At 60.6% G+C, this 24,212-nt stretch carries 20 protein-coding genes, 5 tRNA genes and 1 pseudogene; all 26 read right to left on the bottom strand.

Annotated elements, in window-relative coordinates:
- Positions 1-4: 4 nt before the first annotated feature.
- Positions 5-640, bottom strand: a complete 636-nt coding sequence (gene rplC, locus LPW11_RS12535; RefSeq protein ID WP_230994221.1) for a 50S ribosomal protein L3 — start codon at positions 638-640, stop codon at positions 5-7.
- Positions 641-666: 26 nt separating this feature from the next.
- On the bottom strand, positions 667-975 hold the full coding sequence (gene rpsJ, locus LPW11_RS12530; RefSeq protein WP_230994220.1) for a 30S ribosomal protein S10: 309 nt from the start codon (positions 973-975) through the stop codon (positions 667-669).
- A 93-nt stretch (positions 976-1,068) separates the two neighbouring features.
- Positions 1,069-2,259: an elongation factor Tu gene (gene tuf / locus LPW11_RS12525; protein ID WP_230994208.1), complete on the bottom strand. Its 1,191-nt coding sequence runs from the start codon at positions 2,257-2,259 to the stop codon at positions 1,069-1,071.
- Positions 2,260-2,289: 30 nt separating this feature from the next.
- Entirely contained in the window at positions 2,290-4,368 is a 2,079-nt protein-coding gene (gene fusA / locus LPW11_RS12520; RefSeq protein ID WP_230994219.1) for an elongation factor G, read from the bottom strand.
- A 38-nt stretch (positions 4,369-4,406) separates the two neighbouring features.
- The gene (gene rpsG, locus LPW11_RS12515; protein WP_230994218.1) at positions 4,407-4,877 is read right to left on the bottom strand and encodes a 30S ribosomal protein S7; all 471 of its coding nucleotides are present in this window, start codon (positions 4,875-4,877) and stop codon (positions 4,407-4,409) included.
- A 23-nt stretch (positions 4,878-4,900) separates the two neighbouring features.
- The gene (gene rpsL, locus LPW11_RS12510) at positions 4,901-5,272 is read right to left on the bottom strand and encodes a 30S ribosomal protein S12 (protein ID WP_230994217.1); all 372 of its coding nucleotides are present in this window, start codon (positions 5,270-5,272) and stop codon (positions 4,901-4,903) included.
- Between the two features lie 164 nt (positions 5,273-5,436).
- The gene (gene rpoC, locus LPW11_RS12505) at positions 5,437-9,597 is read right to left on the bottom strand and encodes a DNA-directed RNA polymerase subunit beta' (RefSeq protein ID WP_230994216.1); all 4,161 of its coding nucleotides are present in this window, start codon (positions 9,595-9,597) and stop codon (positions 5,437-5,439) included.
- 132 nt (positions 9,598-9,729) lie between these two features.
- Positions 9,730-13,842 carry a DNA-directed RNA polymerase subunit beta gene (rpoB, locus tag LPW11_RS12500; RefSeq protein WP_230994215.1) on the bottom strand — a complete coding sequence of 1,371 codons (4,113 nt, stop codon included), beginning with the start codon at positions 13,840-13,842 and terminating at the stop codon, positions 9,730-9,732.
- A 165-nt stretch (positions 13,843-14,007) separates the two neighbouring features.
- Positions 14,008-14,388, bottom strand: coding sequence for a 50S ribosomal protein L7/L12 (gene rplL, locus LPW11_RS12495; protein WP_230994214.1), 381 nt, complete (start codon positions 14,386-14,388; stop codon positions 14,008-14,010).
- Between the two features lie 47 nt (positions 14,389-14,435).
- Complete coding sequence (gene rplJ, locus LPW11_RS12490) at positions 14,436-14,960, bottom strand: 50S ribosomal protein L10 (RefSeq protein WP_230994213.1); 525 nt, start codon at positions 14,958-14,960, stop codon at positions 14,436-14,438.
- A 173-nt stretch (positions 14,961-15,133) separates the two neighbouring features.
- Positions 15,134-15,835, bottom strand: coding sequence for a 50S ribosomal protein L1 (gene rplA, locus LPW11_RS12485; RefSeq protein WP_230994212.1), 702 nt, complete (start codon positions 15,833-15,835; stop codon positions 15,134-15,136).
- A gap of 23 nt (positions 15,836-15,858) precedes the next feature.
- Positions 15,859-16,281, bottom strand: a complete 423-nt coding sequence (gene rplK, locus LPW11_RS12480; RefSeq protein ID WP_230994211.1) for a 50S ribosomal protein L11 — start codon at positions 16,279-16,281, stop codon at positions 15,859-15,861.
- Positions 16,282-16,332: 51 nt separating this feature from the next.
- Positions 16,333-16,860, bottom strand: coding sequence for a transcription termination/antitermination protein NusG (nusG, locus tag LPW11_RS12475; protein WP_230994210.1), 528 nt, complete (start codon positions 16,858-16,860; stop codon positions 16,333-16,335).
- Between the two features lie 13 nt (positions 16,861-16,873).
- The gene (gene secE, locus LPW11_RS12470; protein WP_269145340.1) at positions 16,874-17,059 is read right to left on the bottom strand and encodes a preprotein translocase subunit SecE; all 186 of its coding nucleotides are present in this window, start codon (positions 17,057-17,059) and stop codon (positions 16,874-16,876) included.
- A 35-nt stretch (positions 17,060-17,094) separates the two neighbouring features.
- A tRNA-Trp gene (locus LPW11_RS12465) sits at positions 17,095-17,171 on the bottom strand.
- Between the two features lie 39 nt (positions 17,172-17,210).
- Positions 17,211-17,360 carry a 50S ribosomal protein L33 gene (rpmG, locus tag LPW11_RS12460; protein ID WP_230994209.1) on the bottom strand — a complete coding sequence of 50 codons (150 nt, stop codon included), beginning with the start codon at positions 17,358-17,360 and terminating at the stop codon, positions 17,211-17,213.
- Between the two features lie 72 nt (positions 17,361-17,432).
- On the bottom strand, positions 17,433-18,623 hold the full coding sequence (tuf, locus tag LPW11_RS12455) for an elongation factor Tu (protein ID WP_230994208.1): 1,191 nt from the start codon (positions 18,621-18,623) through the stop codon (positions 17,433-17,435).
- 59 nt (positions 18,624-18,682) lie between these two features.
- Positions 18,683-18,758, bottom strand: a tRNA-Thr gene (locus LPW11_RS12450).
- A gap of 13 nt (positions 18,759-18,771) precedes the next feature.
- Positions 18,772-18,848: transfer RNA gene (locus LPW11_RS12445), tRNA-Gly, on the bottom strand.
- Positions 18,849-18,945: 97 nt separating this feature from the next.
- Positions 18,946-19,030: transfer RNA gene (locus LPW11_RS12440), tRNA-Tyr, on the bottom strand.
- Positions 19,031-19,053: 23 nt separating this feature from the next.
- Positions 19,054-19,129, bottom strand: a tRNA-Thr gene (locus LPW11_RS12435).
- 105 nt (positions 19,130-19,234) lie between these two features.
- The gene (locus LPW11_RS12430; RefSeq protein WP_230994207.1) at positions 19,235-21,052 is read right to left on the bottom strand and encodes a YgiQ family radical SAM protein; all 1,818 of its coding nucleotides are present in this window, start codon (positions 21,050-21,052) and stop codon (positions 19,235-19,237) included.
- An 89-nt stretch (positions 21,053-21,141) separates the two neighbouring features.
- A complete protein-coding gene (gene argC, locus LPW11_RS12425) occupies positions 21,142-22,182 on the bottom strand; it encodes an N-acetyl-gamma-glutamyl-phosphate reductase (protein WP_230994206.1) in 1,041 nt (346 codons plus the stop codon).
- Between the two features lie 253 nt (positions 22,183-22,435).
- Positions 22,436-22,825, bottom strand: coding sequence for a 30S ribosomal protein S9 (gene rpsI, locus LPW11_RS12420; protein WP_230994205.1), 390 nt, complete (start codon positions 22,823-22,825; stop codon positions 22,436-22,438).
- Between the two features lie 22 nt (positions 22,826-22,847).
- A complete protein-coding gene (rplM, locus tag LPW11_RS12415; protein WP_230994204.1) occupies positions 22,848-23,276 on the bottom strand; it encodes a 50S ribosomal protein L13 in 429 nt (142 codons plus the stop codon).
- A 203-nt stretch (positions 23,277-23,479) separates the two neighbouring features.
- Positions 23,480-24,205: pseudogene (gene truA / locus LPW11_RS12410) on the bottom strand (tRNA pseudouridine(38-40) synthase TruA); the annotation flags it as partial.
- Positions 24,206-24,212 lie beyond the last annotated feature (7 nt).

Genomic DNA, 24,212 nt, shown 5'->3' with positions numbered 1-24,212 from the left:
CCCCTTATTTCTTGCTCTTGACGGAGTCCTTGATCAGGACGACGCCGTTAGCAGAACCGGGGATCGCTCCACCGAGCAGAATCAGATTGTCAGCGGCGTCGACGCGCACGATGCGCAGTCTCTGGACGGTGACCTTCTCGTTTCCGAGCTGCCCGGGCATCTTCTTGTTCTTGAAGACGCGGGAGGGCGTTGCCGAGCAGCCGATGGAGCCGGGAGCGCGGTGGAAGCGGGAACCGTGGCTGGCACGACCGCCCTTGAAGCCCCAGCGCTTCACGACGCCCTGGAAGCCCTTACCGATGCTTGTACCGGTCACGTCGACCAAGTCGCCTGCGGCGAAAACGGATGCATCAATGACATCGCCCACGTTGAAGCGATCGACGTCCTCGATGCGGAACTCGCGGAGCACCCCGAAGGTGCCCTGGCCGGCGGCCTTACAGTGACCAACCAGCGCCTGGGTCGCGCGAGAAGCTTCTTTCGGGGCGAACCCGACCTGGATGGCGTTGTAGCCGTCGCGCTCGGTGGTTTTCTTCTGCAGCACCACGCACGGCCCTGCCTCGACGACGGTGACGGGGATACGTCTTCCGTCCTCGGCAAATATCTGGGTCATGCCCAGTTTTTTCCCAATCAATCCCTTGTTCATGGCTGACTTCCTATCCTTGGATTCTGTTAAAGCTTGATCTCGACGTCCACACCCGCTGAAAGGTCAAGCTTCATCAGCGCATCCACAGTCTGCTGGGTGGGCTCGAGGATGTCTATCAGCCTCTTGTGGGTCCTGATCTCGAACTGTTCGCGAGACTTCTTGTCCACGTGAGGTCCGCGCAGCACGGTGTACTTGTTGACGACGGTCGGCAGCGGGATCGGACCGGCAACACGGGCACCCGTTCTCTTTGCGGTATCGACGATCTCGCCCACCGAGGTGTCGAGCAGTTTGTGATCGTATGCTTTCAGGCGGATTCTTATTTTCTGACTAGGCATCTCTTCCTCGTTATCAAGCAGTTTCGAACATAAGTCCACCTCCCCCCGGGAGCTTCCCGGAGGAGGTGGACCGTTGCTCTGAAGCCGTTTTTTTTAAGCTATGATGGAGCTGACGACGCCGGCGCCGACGGTGCGGCCACCTTCGCGGATTGCGAAGCGCAGACCTTCGTCCATGGCGATCGGGGTGATCAGGTTCACGGTGATGGCGACGTTGTCACCAGGCATAACCATCTCGGTGCCCGGCTCAAGATCAACAACGCCGGTCACGTCCGTGGTCCTGAAGTAGAACTGCGGGCGGTAGCCGTTGAAGAACGGAGTGTGGCGGCCGCCTTCTTCCTTGGAGAGGATGTAGGCTTCAGCCTTGAACTTGGTGTGCGGGGTGATGGAGCCCGGCTTGGCCAGAACCTGGCCGCGCTCGATGTCCTCACGCTTCACGCCGCGCAGCAGCGCGCCGATGTTGTCCCCTGCACGACCCTCGTCCAGAAGCTTCCTGAACATCTCGACGCCGGTAACGGTCGTCTTGGCGGTGGTCTTGATGCCGACGATCTCGATCTCCTCGCCGACCTTCACGATACCGCGTTCGACGCGGCCGGTAGCGACGGTGCCACGACCGGAGATGGAGAAAACGTCCTCGACCGGCATGAGGAACGGACGGTCAACAGCACGCTGCGGCTCCGGGATGTAGGAGTCGACTGCGTCCATGAGAGCCAGGATCGCCTGCTCGCCGAGCTCCCCCTTGTCCCCTTCGAGCCCTTTCAGGGCGGAACCCTTCACGATGGGGATATCGTCCCCCGGAAAGTCGTAGGAGGAGAGAAGCTCGCGGACTTCCAGCTCGACGAGCTCGAGGAGCTCCTCGTCGTCCACCATGTCCGCCTTGTTCAGGAAGACGACGATGTAGGGGACGCCGACCTGACGCGCAAGGAGGATGTGCTCGCGGGTCTGCGGCATCGGGCCGTCAGCTGCGGAAACAACCAGGATAGCGCCGTCCATCTGGGCAGCACCGGTGATCATGTTCTTCACGTAGTCGGCGTGACCCGGGCAGTCGACGTGTGCGTAGTGGCGCTTGTCGGTCTCGTACTCGACGTGTGCGGTGGCGATGGTGATGCCGCGCTCACGCTCTTCCGGAGCGTTGTCGATCTGGTCAAAGGCCTTGAACTCGGCCTGGCCCTTGCCTGCCAGAACCTTCGTGATGGCAGCGGTAAGGGTAGTCTTACCGTGGTCAACGTGGCCGATGGTGCCTATGTTCACATGGGGTTTGGTTCTTTCGAATTTTGCCTTTGCCATTTCCGAGTCCTCCTCGATAGGTATTAAATGTTAGCCTTTAACCTTTGCGACAATCTCATCAGCGACCGACTTGGGCACCTGCTCGTAGTGGTCAAAGGTCATGGAGTAGGTTGCACGTCCCTGGGTTGCGGAACGAAGGTCAGTGGAGTAGCCGAACATCTGGGCCAGCGGCACCATCGCGGTGACGACCTGGGCGCCTGCGCGTCCTTCCATACCCATGATGCGGCCACGGCGCGAGTTCAGGTCGCCGATGACGTCGCCCATGTACTCTTCCGGCACAACCACCTCGACGGACATGATCGGCTCGAGGATGCACGGCGACGCCTTGGAGCACCCTTCCTTGAAGCCCATGGAGCCCGCGATCTTGAAGGCCATCTCGGAGGAGTCGACCTCGTGGTACGAACCGTCGATGAGGGTGACCTTGACGTCGACGACGGGGTACCCTGCCATGACGCCGTTATCGAGAGCTTCCTTGATACCCTTGTCGACAGCCGGGATGTACTCGCGGGGAACGACGCCGCCCTTGATGGCGTCGACGAACTCGTACCCTTTCCCGGGCTCCTGCGGCTCGATCTCGATCCAGACGTGGCCGAACTGGCCGCGGCCGCCGGACTGGCGCACGAACTTCCCTTCGCTCTTGACCTTCTTGGTGATGGTCTCGCGGTAGGCGACCTGCGGCTTGCCGACGTTCGCCTCAACCTTGAACTCGCGCATGAGACGGTCGACGATGATCTCGAGGTGCAGCTCCCCCATGCCGGAGATGATTGTCTGGCCGGTCTCCTCGTCCGTCTTCACGCGGAAGGAGGGGTCCTCGCTGGCGAGCTTCGCGAGGGAGATGCCGAGCTTCTCCTGGTCTGCCTTTGTCTTCGGCTCGATGGCGATGGAGATGACCGGCTCGGGGAACTCGATCGACTCGAGGATAACCGCGCTGTCTTCTGCGCAGAGGGTATCGCCGGTGGTGGTGTATTTGAGACCGACGGCAGCAGCGATGTCGCCTGCGTACACTTCCTTGATCTCTTCACGCTTGTTGGCGTGCATCTTCAGGATACGGCCGATCCTCTCGCGCTTCCCCTTCGTGGAGTTGTACACATAGGAGCCGGAGTTCATGACGCCGGAGTACACACGGAAGAAGCAAAGCTGCCCGACGTACGGGTCGGTCATGATCTTGAACGCGAGGGAGGAGAACGGCTCGTCGTCAGAAGCGTGACGCTCGATCGGTGCCTCGGTGTTCGCGTCGATCCCCTGGATCGCCGGAATGTCGGTCGGAGCCGGGAGGTAGTCGAGAACGGCGTCGAGGAGGTTCTGCACCCCCTTGTTCTTGAAGGAGGAACCGCAGATAACCGGGCAGATCTGGATCGCCAGCGTCGACTTCCTGATGGCGGACTTGATCTCTTCCTTCGTGAGCTCCTCGCCCCCGAGGTACTTCTCCATGAGCTCGTCGTCATGGCTGGAGATCTCCTCGATCAGAAGATCGCGGTACTCCTGCGCCTGGGCCTTCAGCTCTTCCGGGATCTCGATGACGTCGTAGCGAGCACCGAGGGACTCGTCGTTCCACACGATTCCCCTCATCTCCACGAGGTCGACAACCCCTTTATAGTTCTCTTCGGCACCGATCGGGATCTGCAGCGGAACAGGGTTCGCCTTCAGGCGATCCTTGATCATGGAGACGCCGCGGAAGAAGTCCGCGCCGATACGGTCCATCTTGTTGACGAAGGCAATGCGGGGTACGCGGTACTTGTCAGCCTGACGCCACACGGTCTCAGACTGCGGCTCCACGCCACCAACAGAGCAGAAAACAGCTACTGCACCGTCGAGCACGCGCAGGGAACGCTCCACCTCGATGGTGAAGTCGACGTGACCCGGGGTGTCGATGATGTTGATACGGTGGTCTTTCCACATGCAGGTGGTTGCAGCGGAGGTGATGGTGATGCCACGCTCCTGCTCCTGCTCCATCCAGTCCATGGTGGCAGTGCCGTCGTGAACCTCACCGATCTTGTGAGAGACGCCCGTGTAGTAGAGAATACGCTCGGTGGTGGTGGTCTTTCCCGCGTCTATATGTGCCATTATCCCGATATTTCGGGTCATTTCCAGACTAACCTGACGTGCCACTGCCTAAACCTCCGAAATGCTGCAATCCTGTATGGTGACTACCAGCGATAGTGAGCAAAGGCCCTGTTCGCCTCGGCCATCTTGTGCGTGTCTTCACGCTTCTTCACTGCGGCGCCGCGGTTGTTGTAGGCGTCCAGTATCTCACCGGCAAGCTTGTCGGTAACGGTCTTCTCGCTCCTGGCGTTGGAGTACTTCACCAGCCAGCGCATTGCCAGAGACATGCGGCGCTCGGGGCGCACCTCGACCGGCACCTGGTACGTGGAACCACCAACCCTGCGCGACTTCACCTCGAGCATCGGCTTGATGTTGTCAAGGCAGCGCTTCAGCACCTTGACCGGCTCATCGGAGGCCTTGGAGGCAGCAAGCTCCAGCGCGCCGTACAGAGCACGCTCTGCGGTACTCTTCTTGCCGTCCAGCATGATTATATTGATGAGCTTGGCAACCGTGCGGTCCCCATACTTCGGATCCGGGAGGATCACCCTCTTGGCAACTTCTCTTCTTCTAGGCATCGAAAACCTCTCACTTTAGCGTTTTACTTGGGCCTTTTTGCACCGTACTTGGAACGACTCTTCATCCTGCCCTTGACGCCGACGGAGTCGAGCGTGCCGCGCACGATATGATAACGAACACCCGGAAGGTCCTTGACCCTGCCACCCCTGATCAGGACCACGGAGTGCTCCTGCAGGTTGTGCCCTACACCCGGAATGTAGGAAGTGACCTCGACGCCGTTGGTGAGACGCACCCTGGCAACCTTGCGCAGCGCGGAGTTCGGCTTTTTGGGAGTGGTGGTGTAAACCCTGGTGCACACCCCTCTCTTCTGGGGGCAGCATCTGAGCGCCGGAGCAGTGGATTTCTCCGCCTTAGACTCCCGACCGTTACGAATAAGCTGATTGATTGTTGGCATACAAACCCTCTCACGCTAAACTTGACTCCCGGGGGTCCCCCTGCGGAAGCGACGAAAATAACAACATTTGACGCAGTTGTCAAGCCATATTTGAATATGTTTTCACAAAAGTGCCGGCGGCGCCAATCTGCAGCGCCTCCGGCACCCCATCTCAACGGCGGCGCTTACGCTTCCAGCGCCTCCGGCTCATCCTCTATTCGTTCTTCCACTTCCTGCACCGGCTCCGGTATGATGATCGGCTCTTCCGCAACGAGCTTCATGTTGCGGTAGAGGGAGAGGCCGGTACCTGCCGGAATCAGCCGCCCCATGATCACGTTCTCCTTGAGACCGCGAAGACTGTCAACTTTACCTTCTATCGAGGCCTGTGTCAACACTTTTGTTGTCTCCTGGAAGGAGGCGGCCGAAATGAAGGACTCGGTGGAGAGAGAGGCCTTCGTGATACCGAGGAGGAGCGACTCCGCGGTTGCCGGGCGGCCACCCTTGTCGAGGGCCTTCTCGTTCTCTTCCTCGAAGACGTACCGTTCGATCTGGTCGTCGATGAGAAGAGAGGTGTCACCCACATCCTTGATGCGGACCCTGCGCAGCATCTGGCGCACGATCGTCTCGATGTGCTTGTCGTTAATTTTAACACCTTGCAGACGATAAACCTCCTGCACCTCGTCCACCAGGTATTTCGCGAGTTCCTTCTGCCCGAGGACGCGCAGGATGTCGTGCGGGTTGGAGGAGCCGTCCATGAGGGCTTCCCCTGCGCGGACGTGGTCCCCTTCGTGTACGCTGATGTGCTTCCCTTTCGGGATGAGGTACTCTTTCGGCTCCCCCATCTCCGGCGTCACGATGACCTTGCGCTTCCCTTTGGCGTCCTTGCCGAAGGCGACCACACCGTCAATCTCGGTGATGACCGCGAAGTCCTTCGGCTTGCGTGCCTCGAAGAGCTCGGCGACGCGCGGCAGACCGCCGGTGATGTCCTTCGTCTTCGTCGTTTCGCGCGGGATCTTCGCGATGACGTCGCCGGCGTTCACGATCGTCTCCTCCATCACGTTGATGTTGGAGCCGACCGGGAGGTAGTAGCGAGCTGCGAGGCTCTCCCCGGTCTTCGCGGTGCGGCCGCTCTCGTCCTTGATGGTGATGCGCGGACGCTTGTCGGCGTCGCGCGACTCGATGATGACCTTGCGGGAGAGACCGGTGACCTCGTCGACCTGCTCTTCCATGGTGACACCCTCGATGATGTCCCCGAACTTCACCTTACCGGCGATCTCCGTGAGGATCGGCATGGTGTACGGGTCCCACTCGGCAAGGGACTGCCCCTGCTTCACAGGCTCGTCCTGGGAAACCTTGATCTTCGCACCGTACACGACCGCGTACTTCTCGCGCTCGCGCCCGGTCTCGTCGACAACCGCGAGCTCGCCGTTGCGGTTCATGACGATGTGGTGCCCCTCGGAGTTCGTGACGTAGTTGATGTTGATGAACTTCGCACGACCGTCGTTTCTCGACTCCAGCGAGGTCTGCTCGGCGCGTCTCGATGCGGTACCACCGATGTGGAAGGTACGCATGGTGAGCTGGGTCCCCGGCTCGCCGATCGACTGGGCGGCGATAACGCCGACCGCCTCGCCGCGGTTCACCAGGTGACCGCGCGCAAGATCGCGACCGTAGCACTTCGCGCAGATGCCGCGACGGCTCTCGCAGGTGAGAACGGAGCGGATCTTCACCTTCTCCAGGCCTGCCGCCTCGATCTTCGCCACGAGGGTCTCGTCGATCTCCTCGTTGGCCGGCACGAGCACGTCGCCGGTGACCGGGTCGAGGATGTCGTCGAGAGCGACGCGGCCGAGGATCCTGTCACCGATGTGCTCGATGATCTCCCCCCCCTCGGTGAGGGAGGAGACGGTGAGGCCGTCGATGGTGCCGCAATCGACCTCGGTGATGATGGCGTCCTGGGCTACGTCCACGAGCCTTCTGGTGAGGTAACCGGAGTTCGCGGTTTTCAGCGCGGTATCGGCCAGACCCTTACGTGCACCGTGGGTGGAGATGAAGTACTGGAGCACGGTGAGACCCTCGCGGAAGTTCGCGGTGATCGGGGTCTCGATGATCTCCCCGGAAGGCTTCGCCATGAGCCCCCTCATCCCGGCGAGCTGGCGGATCTGCTGCGCGGAACCCCTCGCGCCGGAGTCGGCCATCATGTGGATCGCGTTGAAGGAAGGGACTTTGACTTCCTTCCCTTCCGGGTCGGAGATCGTGTCGCGGGAGAGGTTGTCCAGCATCTCCTTCGCGATGTCCTCGGTCGATTTCGCCCAGATATCGATGACCTTGTTGTAGCGCTCACCGTCGGTGATGAGACCTTCGGTGTACTGGTTCTGGATCTCCTGCACCTCTTCGGTGGCACGGCTGATGATCGCCTGCTTCCCGTCGGGGATGACCATGTCGTTGATGGAGATGGAGATCCCGGCGAGCGCGGCATAGCGGAAGCCGATAGCCTTCAGCTTGTCGGCGAGGATGACCGTCTCCTTGTTCCCGGCAAGACGGTAGCAGACGTCCACGAGGTTCGAGAGCTCCTTCTTCGTCATCACCTTGTTGATGGTGGAGAAAGGCACCGCCTCGGGGAGAATCTCGCGCAGGAGCACGCGCCCTGTGGTGGTCTCCAGGATCGCCGGCTTCTCGTCGGACTCCAGGTTCTTCATGCGCACCTTGATGCGCGCCTGCAGGTGGATCTCCTTCGCGTCCCAGGCGATGCGCACCTCGTCCGGGGACGAGAAGATGCGCCCTTCACCCTCCTGGAAATAGCGCTCGCGGGTCATGTAATAGATCCCGAGAACCATGTCCTGGGAGGGGACGATGATCGGCTTGCCGTGTGCGGGGGAGAGGATGTTGTTGGTACTCATCATGAGCACCCGGGTCTCCACCTGGCTCTCCACGGAGAGGGGGAGGTGCACCGCCATCTGGTCCCCGTCGAAGTCCGCGTTGAAGGCGGTGCAGACGAGCGGATGGAGCTGGATCGCCTTACCCTCGATGAGGACCGGCTCGAAAGCCTGGATGCCGAGCCTGTGCAGGGTCGGAGCGCGGTTCAGCATGACCGGGTGCTCCTTGATGACCTCCTCGAGGACGTCCCACACCTCCGGCTTCTCCTTCTCCACCATCTTCTTGGCGCTCTTGATGGTGGTGACGAACCCTCTCTCCTCGAGCTTGTTGTAGATGAACGGCTTGAAGAGCTCGAGAGCCATCTTCTTCGGCAGACCGCACTGGTGCAGGCGCAGTTCCGGACCTACGACGATAACGGAGCGGCCGGAGTAGTCGACGCGCTTGCCGAGGAGGTTCTGGCGGAAACGGCCCGATTTCCCCTTCAGCATGTCGGAGAGGGACTTCAGCGGACGCTTGTTCGGCCCTGCGATGGCGCGGCCGCGGCGGCCGTTGTCGAAGAGGGCGTCGACCGCTTCCTGGAGCATCCTCTTCTCGTTCCTGATGATGACCTCGGGGGCCTGCAGCTCCATGAGGCGCTTCAGGCGGTTGTTCCTGTTGATGACGCGGCGGTACAGGTCGTTCAGATCGGAAGTCGCAAAGCGGCCGCCGTCCAGCGGCACCAGCGGGCGCAGCTCAGGGGGAAGGACCGGGATGCACTCGAGGATCATCCACTCCGGCTTGTTGCCGCTGTTTTTGAACGCCTCGATGACCTTCAGGCGCTTCGCGGTCTTCTTCCGTTTCGCCTCGCTCGTCGCTTCCTGCATCTCCAGGCGCAGCGACTCCGAGAGCTGGTCAAGATCCATGGAGGTGAGGCACTGCCTGATGGCGGCGGCCCCCATCCCTGCCTCGAAGCCGTTGTGGTGCTCCTCCATCGCCTTCTGGTACTGGTCCTCGGAGAGGACCTGGCCGAAGGAAAGACCGGTCTCCTTCGGATCGGTGACGACGTACGCCTCGAAGTAGAGGACCTTCTCCAGGTCCTTCAGGGTGATGTCCATCAGGTTCCCGATGCGGGAAGGGAGTGATTTCAGGAACCAGATGTGCGCGACCGGAGTCGCCAGGTCGATGTGACCGAGGCGCTCGCGGCGCACCTTCGACGGGATGACCTCGACACCGCACTTCTCGCAGACGATGCCGCGGTGCTTCATCCTCTTGTATTTACCGCAGTTGCACTCGTAATCCTTCGTCGGACCGAATATCTTCGCGCAGAAAAGCCCGTCCCGCTCCGGTTTGAAGGTGCGGTAGTTGATGGTCTCGGGCTTCTTTACCTCGCCGAATGACCTCTCGCGGATCTTTTCCGGAGAAGAGATGGAGATTTTAATGGAGGAGAAGTGCAGCGGATCCTTCGGTTTTTCGAAAAAATTAAAGATGTCTTCCATATTTTTTCTCCCTTCTTTAGGAGTAACAGGTCAATTATAGGCCGTTCCCCCTGCAAAGTTAAAGCCCCAAAGAGCCGTCCCTTGCAGGGAGAACCCGGAATGCCCCGCGTCACCGCGCAGCCTTTCCGCCTCCTAGTCCTCTTCACCCTCGAGCAGCTCGACATCGAGCCCGAGAGACTGCAGTTCCTTGATGAGCACGTTGAAGGACTCGGGGAGCCCCGGCTCCAGGGTGTGCTTCCCTTTGACGATCGCCTCGTACATCCTGGTGCGTCCGGCGACGTCGTCGGACTTCACCGTGAGGAACTCCTGCAGCGCGTAAGCCGCGCCGTACGCTTCCATCGCCCAGACCTCCATCTCCCCGAGCCTCTGCCCGCCGAACTGCGCCTTGCCGCCGAGCGGCTGCTGGGTGACGAGAGAGTAGGGACCGATGGAACGGGCGTGGATCTTGTCGTCGACCAGGTGGTGCAGTTTGAGGACGTACATGATCCCCACGGTGACCTTGTGCATGAACGGCTCGCCGCTCCTGCCGTCGTACAGCGTCACCTGCCCGGTGGTGGCGAAGCCGGCCTCGCTCATCATCGACTGGATCGACTGCTCGCTCGCCCCCTCGAAGACCGGGCTTGCCATCGGCACACCGCGCTTCAGGCGACGCGCCACGTTCATCAGTTCGTCCGCGTCGAGGGTGTCGAGGAAACGGTCCATGTCAGGGTTGCCGTAGACACCCTTCAGGTAGCGCTTGATCTCGTCCTGCGGGGAGTTCTTCTCCAGGAACTCCTCGATCTTCCAGCCGATCCCCTTCGCTGCCCAGCCGAGGTGGGTCTCCAGGATCTGCCCCACGTTCATACGGGACGGAACGCCGAGCGGGTTGAGGACGATCTCCACCGGACGGCCGTCCTCCATGTACGGCATGTCCTCCTCGGGGAGGATGCGGGAGACGACACCCTTGTTGCCGTGGCGCCCTGCCATCTTGTCGCCGACCTGGAGCTTTCTCTTGATGGCGATGTACACCTTCACCATCTTGATGACCCCCGGAGGGAGGTCGTCGCCGCGACGCAGCTTCTGGATCTTGTCGTCGAAGACGTACTTGATGATGTCGATCTGCTGGTTCAGGGTGGAGAGCGTCTGCGCTACCTTCTCGTCGACCGTGTCGTCGTCGGCGATGGAGATCTCGTCCCAGCGGTCCATCGGGAGCCCCTTCAGCATCTGCTCCGTGATGACCTGGTCCTTCGCGATGACGGTCTTCCCGTCGGAGCCGTCGATCTTCACCGCGGCGGTGCGCCCGACGAGGAGCTTCTTCAGCTTCCCGATGGCGGAGTCGCGGATGATGCGGATCTCGTCCTGCTCATCCTTCCTGAGACGCTGCTCCTCGGCCTTCTCGATGAGCTCGGTGCGGGCGTCCTTGTCGGCGCCCTTGCGGGAGAAGATCTTCGCCCCGATGACGGTCCCTTCCACGCCGGGGGGAACGCGCAGCGAGGTGTCGCGCACGTCGCCCGCCTTCTCGCCGAAGATGGCGCGCAGGAGCTTTTCCTCCGGAGAGAGCTGGGTCTCCCCCTTCGGGGTGATCTTCCCGACGAGGATGTCCCCCGGGCGGACTTCGGCGCCGATCCTGATGATGCCGGACTCGTCGAGATCTTTCAGCGTCTCCTCCCCGAGGTTCGGGATGTCGGAGGTGATCTCTTCCTTCCCGAGCTTCGTGTCGCGCGCCACGCACTCGAACTCCTCGATGTGGATCGAGGTGTAGCGGTCGTCCTTTACCAGGCGCTCCGAAATGAGGATGGAGTCCTCGTAGTTGTAGCCGCCCCACGGCATGAAGGCGACCAGGACGTTCTGGCCGAGCGCCAGTTCCCCCATGTCGGTGGAAGGACCGTCGGCGATGATGTCGCCCGCCTTCACGTGGTCCCCTACCTTCACCACCGGCCTCTGGTTGATGCAGGTGTTCTGGTTGGAGCGGGCGAACTTGATCAGGTTGTAGATGTCCACGCCGGTCCCGGTGGCGTCGTACTGGTCCTCGTCGATCTTCACCACGATCCTGGAGGCGTCGACGCTCTCCACGACACCGTTGTGACGCGCCACGGAGGAAACACCGGAGTCGCGGGCAACGACGCGCTCCATGCCGGTCCCCACGAGCGGGGAGTCGGCGCGCAGCAGGGGCACCGCCTGACGCTGCATGTTGGAGCCCATGAGTGCGCGGTTTGCGTCGTCGTTCTCGAGGAACGGGATGAGTGAAGCCGCGACGGAGACGAGCTGCATCGGGGCCACGTCCATCAGTTCGAGCTCGTCACGCCCGACGAGGACGAATTCGCCCCCTTTCCTTGCGGAGATGTAGTCGGATGCGAAGCGCCCCTGGGGATCGATCTCGGCGTTTGCCTGCGCGATGGCGTGCCCTTCCTCCTCCAGCGCGGAGTAGAAGCGGACGTCGTCGGTGACGCGCCCTTCCTGCACGACGCGGTACGGCGTCTCCACGAACCCGTGCTCGTTGATGCGGGCGTAGGTGGAGAGGGAGGCGATGAGACCGATGTTCGGACCCTCGGGAGTCTCGATCGGGCAGACGCGGCCGTAGTGGGTCGGATGCACGTCGCGCACCTCGAAGCCGGCGCGCTCGCGGGTGAGGCCCCCCGGTCCGAGTGCGGAGAGACGGCGCTTGTGGGTAACCTCCGAGAGGGGGTTCGTCTGGTCCATGAACTGGGAGAGCTGGGAGGACCCGAAGAACTCCTTCACCACCGCGGAGACCGGTTTGGAGTTGATGAGGTCGTGCGGCATGAGGTTTTCCACCTCCTGCAGGCTCATCCTCTCCTTGATGGCGCGCTCCATGCGCACGAGGCCGATGCGGTACTGGTTCTCCAGGAGCTCGCCGACGGCGCGCACGCGGCGGTTGCCGAGGTGGTCGATGTCGTCGATGTTCCCCTTGCCGTTTTTGAGCTCGATGAGATAGCGCACGACCTCGAGGACGTCGTCCTTCGTAAGGGTCATGCAGTCGAGCGGCACGTCGACGCCGAGCTTGTAGTTCAGCTTCAGGCGGCCGACCGCGGAGAGGTCGTAGCGCTCCGCGTTGAAGAAGAGGTTCTCGAAGAGTACCATGGCGCTCTTCAGCGTCGGGGGGTCCCCCGGCCGGAGCCTGCGGTAGATCTCGATGAGCGCCTCGTCGGTGGAGCCGATCTTGTCGATGAGGATCGTGTCCCTGAGGCTCGAGGTGACGTGCAGGTTGTCGATGAAGAGGACGGAGAAGGAATCGATCCCCTTCGTGATGATCTCCTCGATCTTGGCCAGGGAGAGCTCCTCGTTGCACTCCACGAGGATCTCGCCGGTCTGCGGGTCGTAAATGTCGTGGGAAGCGACTTTACCTACGATCTCGTCGACCGTGATGGGGATCTCCCTGATGTTGTGCTCCGCCATCTTGCGGATCGCCGCCTTGGTGAACTTGCGGTTCGCCTTCAGGATGACCTCGCCCGTCGCCGGGTCGACGATGTCCACCATCGCCTTCTGGTTCGCGAGGAGCTCCGCGTCGGCGACCTTCGTCATGGCGCCGCCGGAGATCTTTATCTCCTCGGACTTGTAGAAGTAGTTGATGAGGGCGTCGTTGGAGTAGCCGAGCGCCTTCAGAAGGACGGTCGCCGGCATCTTGCGGCGCCTGTCTATGCGAACATAAAGGATGTCCTTATGGTCAAATTCGAAGTCAAGCCACGACCCGCGGTAGGGGATCACGCGAGCGGAGTACAGGACCTTGCCGCTGGAGTGGGTCTTCCCTTTGTCGTGATCGTAGAATACGCCGGGGGAGCGGTGCAGCTGGCTTACGATGACGCGCTCCGTGCCGTTTATGATGAAGGTGCCGTTGTCGGTCATCAGCGGGATCTCGCCGAAGTAGACCTCCTGCTCCTTGATGTCGCGAATGGAACGGCTGCCGGGATCCTTCGTGGTATCCCAGACCACCAGGCGCACCTTCACCTTCATCGGTGCGGCGAAGGTCATGCCGCGCTGATGGCACTCCTCCACGTCGTATTTCGGGGCGCCGAGAGAGTACGATACGTACTCGAGGCTTGCGGTGTCGCTAAAGTCCTTTATCGGAAAGACGCTTCTAAAGACGGCTTCGAGCCCAGAGTTCTTGCGTGCGTCTACGGGAGTGTCGAGTTGGAGGAATCTCTTGTAGGAATTTTTCTGGATGTCGATGAGGTTCGGTATGTCGATGATCTTGTGGATCTTGGCGAAGTTTTTGCGCAAAAGGGGGTTATTCGCGATTGAATAAGCCATATCTTCTCCTTTGGTGAAAGCCCCTGGAGGACCAGCACCCCAGTAAAAATTCCTGCGTGCCTCTGATGCTCGGCGAGAGGCGGATGAAGCGGCCTCAAACTAAAATAGAACAGCCAAGGCCGCAAAAAGCGACCTTGGCTTGTGTGTAAAAAAGTTGTGACTAGCTTATTTTACATCCACTTCTGCGCCAGCTTCAACCAGTTGTTTCTTCGCGTCCTCGGCCTCTTCCTTGGAGATGCCGGTCTTCACGGGCTGCGGAGCGCCGTCGACCAGGTCCTTCGCTTCCTTCAGACCAAGGGAGGTAAGAGCGCGCACGACCTTGATGACGGCGATCTTGTTGGCGCCAGCGGCCTTCAGGATAACGTCGAACTCGGTCTTCTCTTCAGCTGCCTCAGCGGCAACTGCCGGGCCTGCAGCGGCAGCAACTGCCATCGGTGCTGCTGCGGAAACGCCGAACTTCTCTTCCAGCTCTTTCACGAGCCCTGCGAGTTCGAGGACGGACATGTTCTCGATGAAGCTGATTACTTCTTCTTTGGTAATAGCCATTTTCTATCTCCTCCGTGGGATATTGTTAGATCGTTAGTGGGTAAGCTCTACTGGCCGTCTTTCTGGGCCCTGATAGCGTCGAGCGCGCGTACGAAGCCGCCCGGAACGGCAGCAAGGACGCGTACGAAGTTGCTGGTCGGTGCCTGGAGCGTGCCCAGCAGGCGGCCCAGCAGCACTTCGCGGCTCGGCATGTCTGCCAAAGCCTGGATGTCGGCCACGCCGATAGCCTTGCCGGTCAGCACACCAGCCTTCAGCGTGAAGGGGTTGGTGGCATCCTTGGCAAACTTCGACAGCACTTTCGCTGCTGCGACCGGATCGTCGTAGCTCAGAGCGATCGCGGTGGGACCGGCGTAGTAGGGGCTCAAGGCCTCTTTGTCGGTGCCCTTGGACGCGATGTCGAGCAGGGTGTTCTTCACAACCTTGAACTCGACGCCTGCCTTGCGCAGCTCGTTCCTGAGCTCGGTAGCCTGGCCCACGTTCATGCCGCGGAAATCCGCGAGAAACGCAGCCTGCGCCCTCAGGAGCTTGTCGTGCATCTCGGCAACAAGTTGCTGTTTGTTTTCCTTATTCAAGCGCTTTCCTCCTTTCTTTTGGTGTATGGGGCGGGGCCCGGCCAAAGTCAGGAAGTTGCGGGAATTTTCCGGCAACGTCTGCAAGTCTCGGTAGGTCGCCCGATCCGGCTATTAAGCACCCCCCCCGGGGGAGGGTGCGCCTACTGTCTTTGACTTTGGCTTTTGAAGCGTATCTATTTGAGGCTGGCGGTTACTTCGGCGAGATCGATCGGTACGCCGGGGCCCATGGTGGAAGACACGGAGATCTTCTTCATGTAGGTGCCCTTGGCGGCGGCAGGCTTCGCCTTCTGAAGAGCCTCCACCAGTGCCAGAACGTTTGCTTTGAGGGTCTCGGCCGGGAACGATACCTTCCCTACCGGAGCGTGGATGATGCCGGCCTTCTCGACGCGGAATTCCACCTTGCCGGACTTCGACTCCTTGATGGCGCGGGCGAGGTCGAAGGTGACGGTGCCGACCTTCGGGTTCGGCATCAGACCGCGGGGACCGAGGAGCTTGCCGATCTTGCCGACGACGCCCATCATGTCCGGGGTGGCGATGGCGGTATCGAACTCGAACCAGCCGCCCTGGATCTTCTGCACGAGATCGTCAGCACCGACGTAGTCTGCACCGGCCTCGCGGGCCTCGCGCTCTTTCTCCCCTTTCGCGAAGACGAGGACGCGGACTTCCTTCCCGAGGCCGTGGGGCAGCACGACTGCGCCGCGCACCATCTGGTCTGCGTGGCGGGGGTCGACGCCGAGCTTCACCACGAGGTCGACGGTCTCGTCGAACTTCGCGAAGGAAGCGCTTTTCACCAGCTCAAGCCCGTCCGTGAGGGGATAGCTCTTGGTCCTGTCCACCTTGGCCAGAGCCTCTTTAAGCTTTTTAGTAGTAGCCATTTCCGTTTACCCTCTCTTTATCTTTAAACTATTTCAACGCCCATGCTGCGCGCGGTGCCCTCGATCGTCTTCATTGCCGCTTCCAGACTTGCGGCATTGAGGTCGGGCATCTTCTTGGCGGCGATCTCGCGAACCTGGTCCTTGGTCAGCTTACCCACCTTGTTCTTGTTGGGGGTAGCGGAGCCGCTGGCGAGGCCGAGAGCCTTCTTGATCAGGATCGGAGCCGGCGGAGTCTTGGTGATGAAGGTAAAGGAGCGGTCGGCGTAGACCGTGATCACCACCGGAGTGATGGTCCCCTCGTCCCCCTGCGTCTTGGCGTTGAACGCCTTGCAGAATTCCATGATGTTGACGCCGTGCTGACCGAGCGCCGGGCCGATCGGCGGCGAGGGGTTGGCCTTTCCGGCGGGAACCTGCAGCTTTATATAACCTGTAATCTTCTTGGCCATTGCTAAACTCCTTTATTCTTTCCGTGACTTCCGGATACTTTGCGCGGTTCCCTACTGCTTCTCCACCTGCATGAACTCGAGCTCAACAGGTGTCGCCCTGCCAAAGATGCTGACCATGACCCTCAGTTTCCCCTTGTCGGGCTTCACGTCCTCCACAACGCCGGAGAAGTTCAGGAAGGGGCCGTCGATGACCCGTACCGTCTCTCCGACCTCGAAAAGGACCTTCGGGCGGGGCTTCTCGGCCCCCTCTTCCATGCGCCTGGTGATCTTTGCCACCTCTTCGTCAGGAATCGGGAAGGGATTGTTGCCGCCGACGAATCCGGTCACCTTGGAAGTCTCCTTGACCACGTGCCAGCTGTCGTCGTTGAGCTCCATGTTGACCAGTATGTAACCGGGGAAGAACTTCCTGGTGGAAGTCCGCTTCTCCCCTTTTTTCAGTTCGACTACGGTCTCACACGGGATCAGGATCTCTCCGAAGAGATGCTCCATCTCGAGATTTTTGATGCGCTCCAATAAGGAGAGGCGCACCTTGTTCTCGAAGCCGGAGTAGGTGTGAACGCCGTACCATTTGTGTGCCATGTATTTACGTCCTCTAGCGGAGTATAACCCTGATGAGCTTGGCAAGGAGAGCGTCGCAGGCGCCAAGATACAAAGAGATGAGAACGATGATGACAACGACTACCTGAGCTGTGGAAATGGTTTCCTTGCGGGTAGGCCAGGTCACCTTGGCAAGTTCAGCCTGTACTTCCTGGAAGAAATTCTTACTTTTCGCCAGCACTAGTCACACCCCGTATCGCTACTGTGAAATAAAAATGGCAGGCCAGGAGGGATTCGAACCCCCAACACCCGGTTTTGGAGACCGGTGCTCTAGCCGTTAGAGCTACTGGCCTGCAACAGGGGCTTGGCAGCGAGACCAAGCCCACACTATGTTATTTCGTTTCCTTGTGAGGAGTATGCTTGCGGCAGAAGCGGCAGTACTTGGAGAACTCCAGCTTCTGGGGGGTCGTCTTCTTGTTTTTCGTGGTGGTATAGTTGCGCTGTTTGCACTCGGTGCAGGACAGGGTGATGATGTCTCTCATGACTGTATCCTCTTAAAGCTTGTACTTTTTCGCTTCACCCCCGTGTGGAGGTGAAGCGAAAAACTGTCCTGCCTAGGCTATGATGGAGCTTACCACCCCTGCGCCGACGGTGCGGCCGCCTTCGCGGATTGCGAAGCGAAGCCCTTCGTCCATGGCGATCGGGGTGATGAGGTTCACGGTGATGGCGACGTTGTCGCCCGGCATCACCATCTCGGTCCCCGGCTCGAGGTCCACAACGCCGGTCACGTCGGTGGTCCTGAAGTAGAACTGCGGACGGTAGCCGTTGAAGAACGGGGTGTGGCGGCCGCCCTCTTCCTTGGAGAGGATATAGGCTTCTGCCTTGAACTTCGTGTGGGGGGTGATGGAGCCCGGCTTGGCCAGAACCTGGCCGCGCTCGATGTCCTCACGCTTCACGCCGCGCAGCAGCGCGCCGATGTTGTCCCCTGCACGACCTTCGTCCAGGAGCTTCCTGAACATCTCGACGCCGGTGACGGTCGTCTTGGCGGTGGTCTTGATGCCGACGATCTCGATCTCCTCGCCGACCTTCACGATACCGCGCTCGACGCGGCCGGTGGCGACGGTACCACGACCGGAGATGGAGAAAACGTCCTCGACCGGCATGAGGAACGGACGGTCAACAGCACGCTGCGGCTCCGGGATGTAGGAGTCGACTGCGTCCATGAGAGCAAGGATCGCCTGCTCGCCGAGCTCGCCCTTGTCCCCTTCGAGCCCTTTCAGAGCGGAACCCTTCACGATGGGGATGTCGTCGCCCGGGAAGTCGTAGGAGGAGAGAAGCTCGCGAACTTCCAGCTCGACCAGTTCGAGGAGCTCCTCGTCGTCCACCATGTCTGCCTTGTTCAGGAAGACAACGATGTAGGGGACGCCGACCTGACGCGCAAGGAGGATGTGCTCGCGGGTCTGCGGCATCGGGCCGTCAGCTGCGGAAACAACCAGGATAGCGCCGTCCATCTGGGCAGCACCGGTGATCATGTTCTTCACGTAGTCGGCGTGACCCGGGCAGTCCACGTGTGCATAGTGGCGCTTGTCGGTCTCGTACTCGACGTGTGCAGTAGCGATAGTAATACCGCGCTCGCGCTCTTCCGGTGCGTTGTCGATCTGGTCGAACGCCTTGAACTCAGCCTGACCTTTACCTGCGAGCACCTTGGTGATGGCGGCGGTAAGAGTGGTCTTGCCATGGTCAACGTGACCGATGGTCCCGATGTTAACGTGCGGTTTGGTTCTTTCGAATTTTGCTTTGGCCATTGTAGGAATCCTCCCGTTATATACCGAAACTATAGCAATTTGTGAGTGCTTTGGGGGAGTGGAGCCCACAACCGGATTCGAACCGGTGACCTCTTCCTTACCAAGGAAGTGCTCTGCCTACTGAGCTATGTGGGCTTGCGATGTTGTTTGGAGCGGGAAACGGGACTCGAACCCGCGACCCTCAGCTTGGAAGGCTGACGCTCTAGCCAACTGAGCTATTCCCGCCTGAAGCTTTTTGACTTGATGTGCTACCAGCCTTGCCAGTGCATGCGACCTTCGGTCTCCTGACCAAGGGCGGCGCCCATCTCGTCTGCAGTTTTTATGGTGGAGGGAGGAGGATTCGAACCTCCGAAGTCGATGACGACAGATTTACAGTCTGTTCCCTTTGGCCGCTCGGGAATCCCTCCAGACGTTGCGCGGAAAGTTTTTCTGGAGCTGGTGATGGGACTCGAACCCGCAACCTGCTGATTACAAGTCAGCTGCTCTGCCAATTGAGCTACACCAGCCTGACCACCTGCTCCGCCGCTCCGTGTTTGGTGCGGCAAACGAAGCCCAACTTTTAAAGCAAAACGCTCCGGGTGTCAATCATTATTTTTTCAGGGTTGTGAAATTTATTTCCCGGGTCCCGCCGGGCCCCGCTTCCCCCCGAACAGCTCCGCCTCCTCCGAGCGTCGCCCGCAGGCTCGCAGGGCATCGAGGCACGCCTTCCTCTGCTCCGGAAGATGGTATAAAAGCAGAGCTTTTTGCTGCCCCTTCTCCCGGTCGGTCCGGGCCACGTGCACCTGCTCCCCGGTGAAGGGATCGATCCCTGTGTAATACATGCACGTGGCGAGCGTGCCGGGGGTCGGGGTGAAATCCTGCACCTGCTCCACCTTCATTCCCCACCGTTTCAGGATGAGCGCCAGGTCGACCATGTCCGAGAGGGTGCACCCAGGGTGGCCGGAGATGAAGTACGGAACGATGTGCTGCCTCTTTCCGTGCTTTGCACTCTGCCGCTCGAACGCCTCCCGGAACTTCTCGAACGACCCCTTCCCCGGCTTTCGCATCGTCTCCGTCACGCGGTCGCACAGGTGCTCGGGAGCAACCTTCAGAAGCCCCCCGACGTGATGCCCCAGGAGTTCCCGCAGGTACCCCTTCTGGCGCTCCAGGAGATCGTAACGTACCCCGGAGGAAACCGCAACATGCTTCACCCCTTTTACCTGCCGGCTGGAGGCGAGAAGCCGGGCGCTCCTCCTGTCGTCGGTGACGAGATTGTGGCACGGCGCGGGAAAGAGGCAGCTGTCACGGCGACACCTGGAAAGGGCCGCGCTATTGCCGCAGGAGAGGCCGTACATATTCGCGGTCGGGCCGCCGATGTCGGTGACGCTACCCCTGAACCAGCCGTGACCGGTCAGACGCTCCAGCTCCGAGAGTATCGACTCTTCCGAGCGGGACTGGATGATCTTTCCCTGGTGCTGTGCGATAGCGCAAAAGGCGCAGCCACCGAAGCAGCCGCGATGGCTGGTTATGGAGGCACGGATCTGCTCGTATGCCGGGATCGCCTCCCTGTAGGAGGGGTGGGGCGCCTTCTGAAAGGGGAGCGCATAGAGGGCGTCCAGCCCCTCGGGCTCCAGCGGCAAGGACGGCGGGTTACACACCAGGTAGCGGGCGGCGTGAGGCTGTACCACCGTTTTGGCGCAAAAGGGATTCTGCTCCCCGGCATAGAGCCGAAAGGCCTCCGCATACTTCGCCCTGTCCGCCGCCACCTCCTCGAAGGAAGGGAGCTGCAGCACTGCCGCACATTCCGGCAACGTGGAAGCGGCAAACGCGGTGCCTCGAACGTCCCGGATCGACGCGAACGGCTCACCCTTCAAAAGTCGCTCCGTCACCTCCAGGAGCGGCCGCTCTCCCATCCCGAAGACGAGAAGGTCAGCCTTCGCGTCCAGGAGGATGGAGCGGCGCACCTTGTCCTCCCAGAAGTCGTAGTGGGCAAGTCGCCTGAGGCTCGCCTCGATGCCGCCGATCACCACCGGCACGTCGCGATACGCCTCTTTCAGCCGCGAGGTGTACACGATGGTGGCGCGATTGGGGCGGGCGCCGTGCTGGTTTCCGGGGGTGTAGGCATCGTCGCGGCGCAGCTTTCTTGCGGGGGTGTAATGGGCGACCATGGAGTCCATGGCACCCGCCGCGACCGCGAAGAAAAGGCGCGGGCGCCCCAGAGCCATGAACGGCTCCTTGCTGCGCCAGTCGGGCTGGGCGATGATACCGACGCGAAGTCCTTTCGACTCGAGAAGACGTGCCAGAAGGGGAACACCGAAGGAGGGATGATCAACATAGGCATCGCCGGTGACGAAGACAACGTCCAGCTCGTTCCATCCCCGCTTCCGCGCTTCTTCTGCGGTCATGGGAAGGAACTGTCCCGGCCTGCTGCCGGAGATCACTTTTTTCATAGGTTCCTGTAAAGCACCCGAAAGGGCGCAGCACTGCCAGCAGAGCGTCCGCCCCCTCCCCCGAGAGGGAGGGGGTACGGAAAAAGGGATTACGGGAAGACTCCGAGCATGTCGAGCCCCAGCGTCTCGGGGAAGCCGCAGAGGAGGTTCATGTTCTGCACCGCCTGGCCGGAGGCGCCCTTCACCAGGTTATCGATTGCGGAGACGACGATGATGCGGCCGGTGCGCTCGTCCACCGCGATGCCGATGTCGCAGAAGTTGGAGCCGCGCACGTGCGAGGTGGCAGGAAACGTCTTCTCCGGAAGGATGCGCACGAACGGCTCGCCGTCGTAGAAGGTCTCGTAAAGGGTGATCAGCTCGGAAGCCGACACCTTCCCCGCTGGATTCACATGGATAGTGGAGAGGATGCCGCGGTCCATCGGAACGAGATGCGGCGTGAAGGAGATCACCACGTCGGTGCCAGCCAGAAGCGAGAGTTCCTGCTCGATCTCGGGGATGTGTCGATGCACCCCGCCTACGGCGTACGCTTTGAACCCCTCGTTCACCTCGCAGTAGAGGTTGTCGACCTTGGCGCCGCGCCCCGCGCCGGAGACGCCGGAGGCCGAAGAGACGATGATGGAGGAGGGATCGACGACCTTCCCCTTCAAGAGGGGGGCCAGACCGAGGATGATGCTCGTCGGATAGCACCCCGGATTGGCAACGAGAGAGGCATTGGAGATCTCTTCCCTGCGCAGCTCCGGGATGCCGTACACCGCCTCTTCCAGAAGCTCGGGATTCAGATGGCGGTCGTACCAGCGCCCGTACACCTCGGCGTCGTGCAGGCGGTAGTCGGCGGAGAGATCGACCACCACCTTCCCCATCTTCAGGAAGGTCGGCACGACCTCCATCGCCGCCTTGTGCGGCAGCGCGGTGAATACGATGTCGACCTTCTCCGCGATGTGCACAGGCTCCAGGTGCTCCAGAACTATGTCCATCCGCCCGCGCAGGGTGGGAAAAATGTCGCTCACGAGTTTCCCCGCGCTCTGCTCGGAAGTGACACAGGTAACGGCGACCTCGGGGTGGTTGTGGAGTATGCGCAAGAGCTCTACACCTGTGTAGCCGCTTGCTCCGACGATGGCAACCTTCAGCATGAACGCCTCCTTGATCATTGGAAGCCGCCGGCGCCCCCTCCAGCGTGGATGCGTGCCTGCGGCTCCTGAGATTCTACCCTTTCGCTACTGCGTCCCGCAACAGTCATGACAACAGGAGGGGGACAGGTACCTGGAGCCAGCCCCCTTCATCGGGACAAGCCGATGCAGGAGAGTTTTCAGTACAAACAGCAAAAGGAGGAGCCCTTGCGGACTCCTCCTTTGCCTAACCTTGAATTGCCCTTCCAGAAAGCTATTAGCGCTTGGAGAACTGGAAGCTGGCGCGAGCTGCCTTCTTGCCGTACTTCTTTCTTTCCTTCACGCGGGAATCGCGGGTGATGAACCCGGCTTTCTTCAGCGTGCCGCGCAGATCGGCATCGGCCTCGATGAGGGCCTTGGTGATGCCGTGCTTGATAGCGCCGGCCTGGCCGGAGTCGCCACCGCCCCTGACGGTCACGGTGATGTCGAACTTGCCGAGATTCTCCGTGATCTCCAGCGGCTGGTTCACGATCATCTTGGAGGTTTCCCTGCCGAAGTACTGGTCGATCGGCTTGCTGTTCACAGTGATTTCGCCACTGCCGGCCTTGATCCAGACCCTGGCAATCGATGACTTCCTTTTCCCCGTTGCATAATAGCTTGCTGCCATTTGATATCTCCTGATGGACGAATTATATATTCAGAGTCTTAGGCTGCTGAGCCTCATGCGGATGAGATCCACCGGTGTAGATCTTCAGTTTCTTCAGCATGTGGCGAGCCAGCTTGTTCTTCGGGAGCATACCCTTGACAGCTTTCTTCAGCAGGTCTTCGGGCTTCTTCTCCAAAAGTTTCCCTGCGGTGATCTCTTTGAGACCGCCGGGGAACGCGGAGTGGCTGTAGTAGGTCTTGTCGGAAAGCTTCTTGCCGGTGAGGGCAATCTTCTCGGCATTTACGACGATCACGAAGTCGCCGGTATCGACGCTGGGGGTAAAGGTAGGCTTGTTCTTGCCGCGGAGCACGTTGGCAATCTCTGTCGCAACACGGCCGAGCACCTTGCTATCCGCATCAACCAGGTACCAGTCCCTGGCAACATCATCTTTTTTAGCAACTTGCGTTTTCATCGAAACCTCACAGCTATCGGAATTGTCAGTCGGACACACAGAAAGTTGAAAATTTAATTGATTTGAAGAAGCATGTCAAGACAAAAAGTCGGCAGGCGTCTTTTCTTAACATTACCTCACCCGTCACCTTCCAGTAAAGAGTGTAAAGGCGGCTCCCCCGCCCCCGGCGCGCACTCCAGCGGAATCAGTTCCTCCGGATAAAACACTTCCATCAGGCAAAGGCCTTGGGGGGGCGCCGTCATCCCCGCCTGACGCCGGTCACCCGTCTTCAGAAGCCGGGAGATGTCATCGGGTGTCATCCTCCCCTGCCCCACCTCCACGAGCGTCCCCGTCATGACGCGCACCATGTTTTTCAGGAAGCCGCTGCCGTTCACCTCCAGGTGGAGGAACTCCCCCTCCTCGCGAAGCTCCAGCGAGTGAATGGTCCGCACCGTCGTCTTTGCGGCGCAGTTGGAGCCGCGGAAGGCGGCGAAGTCGTGTTTCCCGACAAGGCGACGGCACCCCTCGCGCATCGCCTCGATATCGAGGGGAGCGCCGAGGCGCCAGGAGTAGAGGCGGGAGAGGGGCGCCCGCAGCGGTCTCGTCTGGATCGTGTAGCGGTAGTGCTTCCCTGTCGCGTGGTAGCGCGGATTGAAGTACAGCGGAACCTCTGAGGCATCGCGCACCGCGATGTCCGGCGGCAGGTTCGCGTTTAGCCCCTCACGGAATGCGCGGAGCGGCAGCCCCTTTTCCGTGGTAAAGCAGGCCACCATGCCGTGGGCGTGGACACCGGCGTCGGTGCGCCCGGAGGAACGGAGACGCACCGACTCCCCCAGCATGCGGGCGAGCGCACCCTCCATGACCTCCTGGATGGCGAGGCCGTTGGGCTGTATCTGCCAGCCGGCGTAATTTGTGCCGTCGTATTCGATTGTCAGCTTGATGTGGCGCATAGAAAAC

Source organism: Geomonas sp. RF6, from assembly GCF_021044625.1.
Lineage (GTDB): Bacteria > Desulfobacterota > Desulfuromonadia > Geobacterales > Geobacteraceae > RF6.
This window is presented reverse-complemented; position numbering and strand designations above follow the sequence as displayed.

Bases quoted from the DNA above. Each gene is read 5' to 3' on its own strand.
- argC (WP_230994206.1), bottom strand. From the start codon at position 22,182: ATGCTGAAGGTTGCCATCGTCGGAGCAAGCGGCTACACAGGTGTAGAG.
- rplC (WP_230994221.1), bottom strand. From the start codon at position 640: ATGAACAAGGGATTGATTGGGAAAAAACTGGGCATGACCCAGATATTT.
- rpsL (WP_230994217.1), bottom strand. From the start codon at position 5,272: ATGCCAACAATCAATCAGCTTATTCGTAACGGTCGGGAGTCTAAGGCG.
- rplK (WP_230994211.1), bottom strand. From the start codon at position 16,281: ATGGCCAAGAAGATTACAGGTTATATAAAGCTGCAGGTTCCCGCCGGA.
- rpsI (WP_230994205.1), bottom strand. From the start codon at position 22,825: ATGGCAGCAAGCTATTATGCAACGGGGAAAAGGAAGTCATCGATTGCC.
- rpmG (WP_230994209.1), bottom strand. From the start codon at position 17,360: ATGAGAGACATCATCACCCTGTCCTGCACCGAGTGCAAACAGCGCAAC.
- rplL (WP_230994214.1), bottom strand. From the start codon at position 14,388: ATGGCTATTACCAAAGAAGAAGTAATCAGCTTCATCGAGAACATGTCC.
- nusG (WP_230994210.1), bottom strand. From the start codon at position 16,860: ATGGCACACAAATGGTACGGCGTTCACACCTACTCCGGCTTCGAGAAC.
- tuf (WP_230994208.1), bottom strand. From the start codon at position 18,623: ATGGCCAAAGCAAAATTCGAAAGAACCAAACCGCACGTTAACATCGGG.
- rpsJ (WP_230994220.1), bottom strand. From the start codon at position 975: ATGCCTAGTCAGAAAATAAGAATCCGCCTGAAAGCATACGATCACAAA.
- rpsG (WP_230994218.1), bottom strand. From the start codon at position 4,877: ATGCCTAGAAGAAGAGAAGTTGCCAAGAGGGTGATCCTCCCGGATCCG.
- LPW11_RS12430 (WP_230994207.1), bottom strand. From the start codon at position 21,052: ATGAAAAAAGTGATCTCCGGCAGCAGGCCGGGACAGTTCCTTCCCATG.
- rpoC (WP_230994216.1), bottom strand. From the start codon at position 9,597: ATGGAAGACATCTTTAATTTTTTCGAAAAACCGAAGGATCCGCTGCAC.
- rplM (WP_230994204.1), bottom strand. From the start codon at position 23,276: ATGAAAACGCAAGTTGCTAAAAAAGATGATGTTGCCAGGGACTGGTAC.
- rplA (WP_230994212.1), bottom strand. From the start codon at position 15,835: ATGGCTACTACTAAAAAGCTTAAAGAGGCTCTGGCCAAGGTGGACAGG.
- tuf (WP_230994208.1), bottom strand. From the start codon at position 2,259: ATGGCAAAGGCAAAATTCGAAAGAACCAAACCCCATGTGAACATAGGC.
- rpoB (WP_230994215.1), bottom strand. From the start codon at position 13,842: ATGGCTTATTCAATCGCGAATAACCCCCTTTTGCGCAAAAACTTCGCC.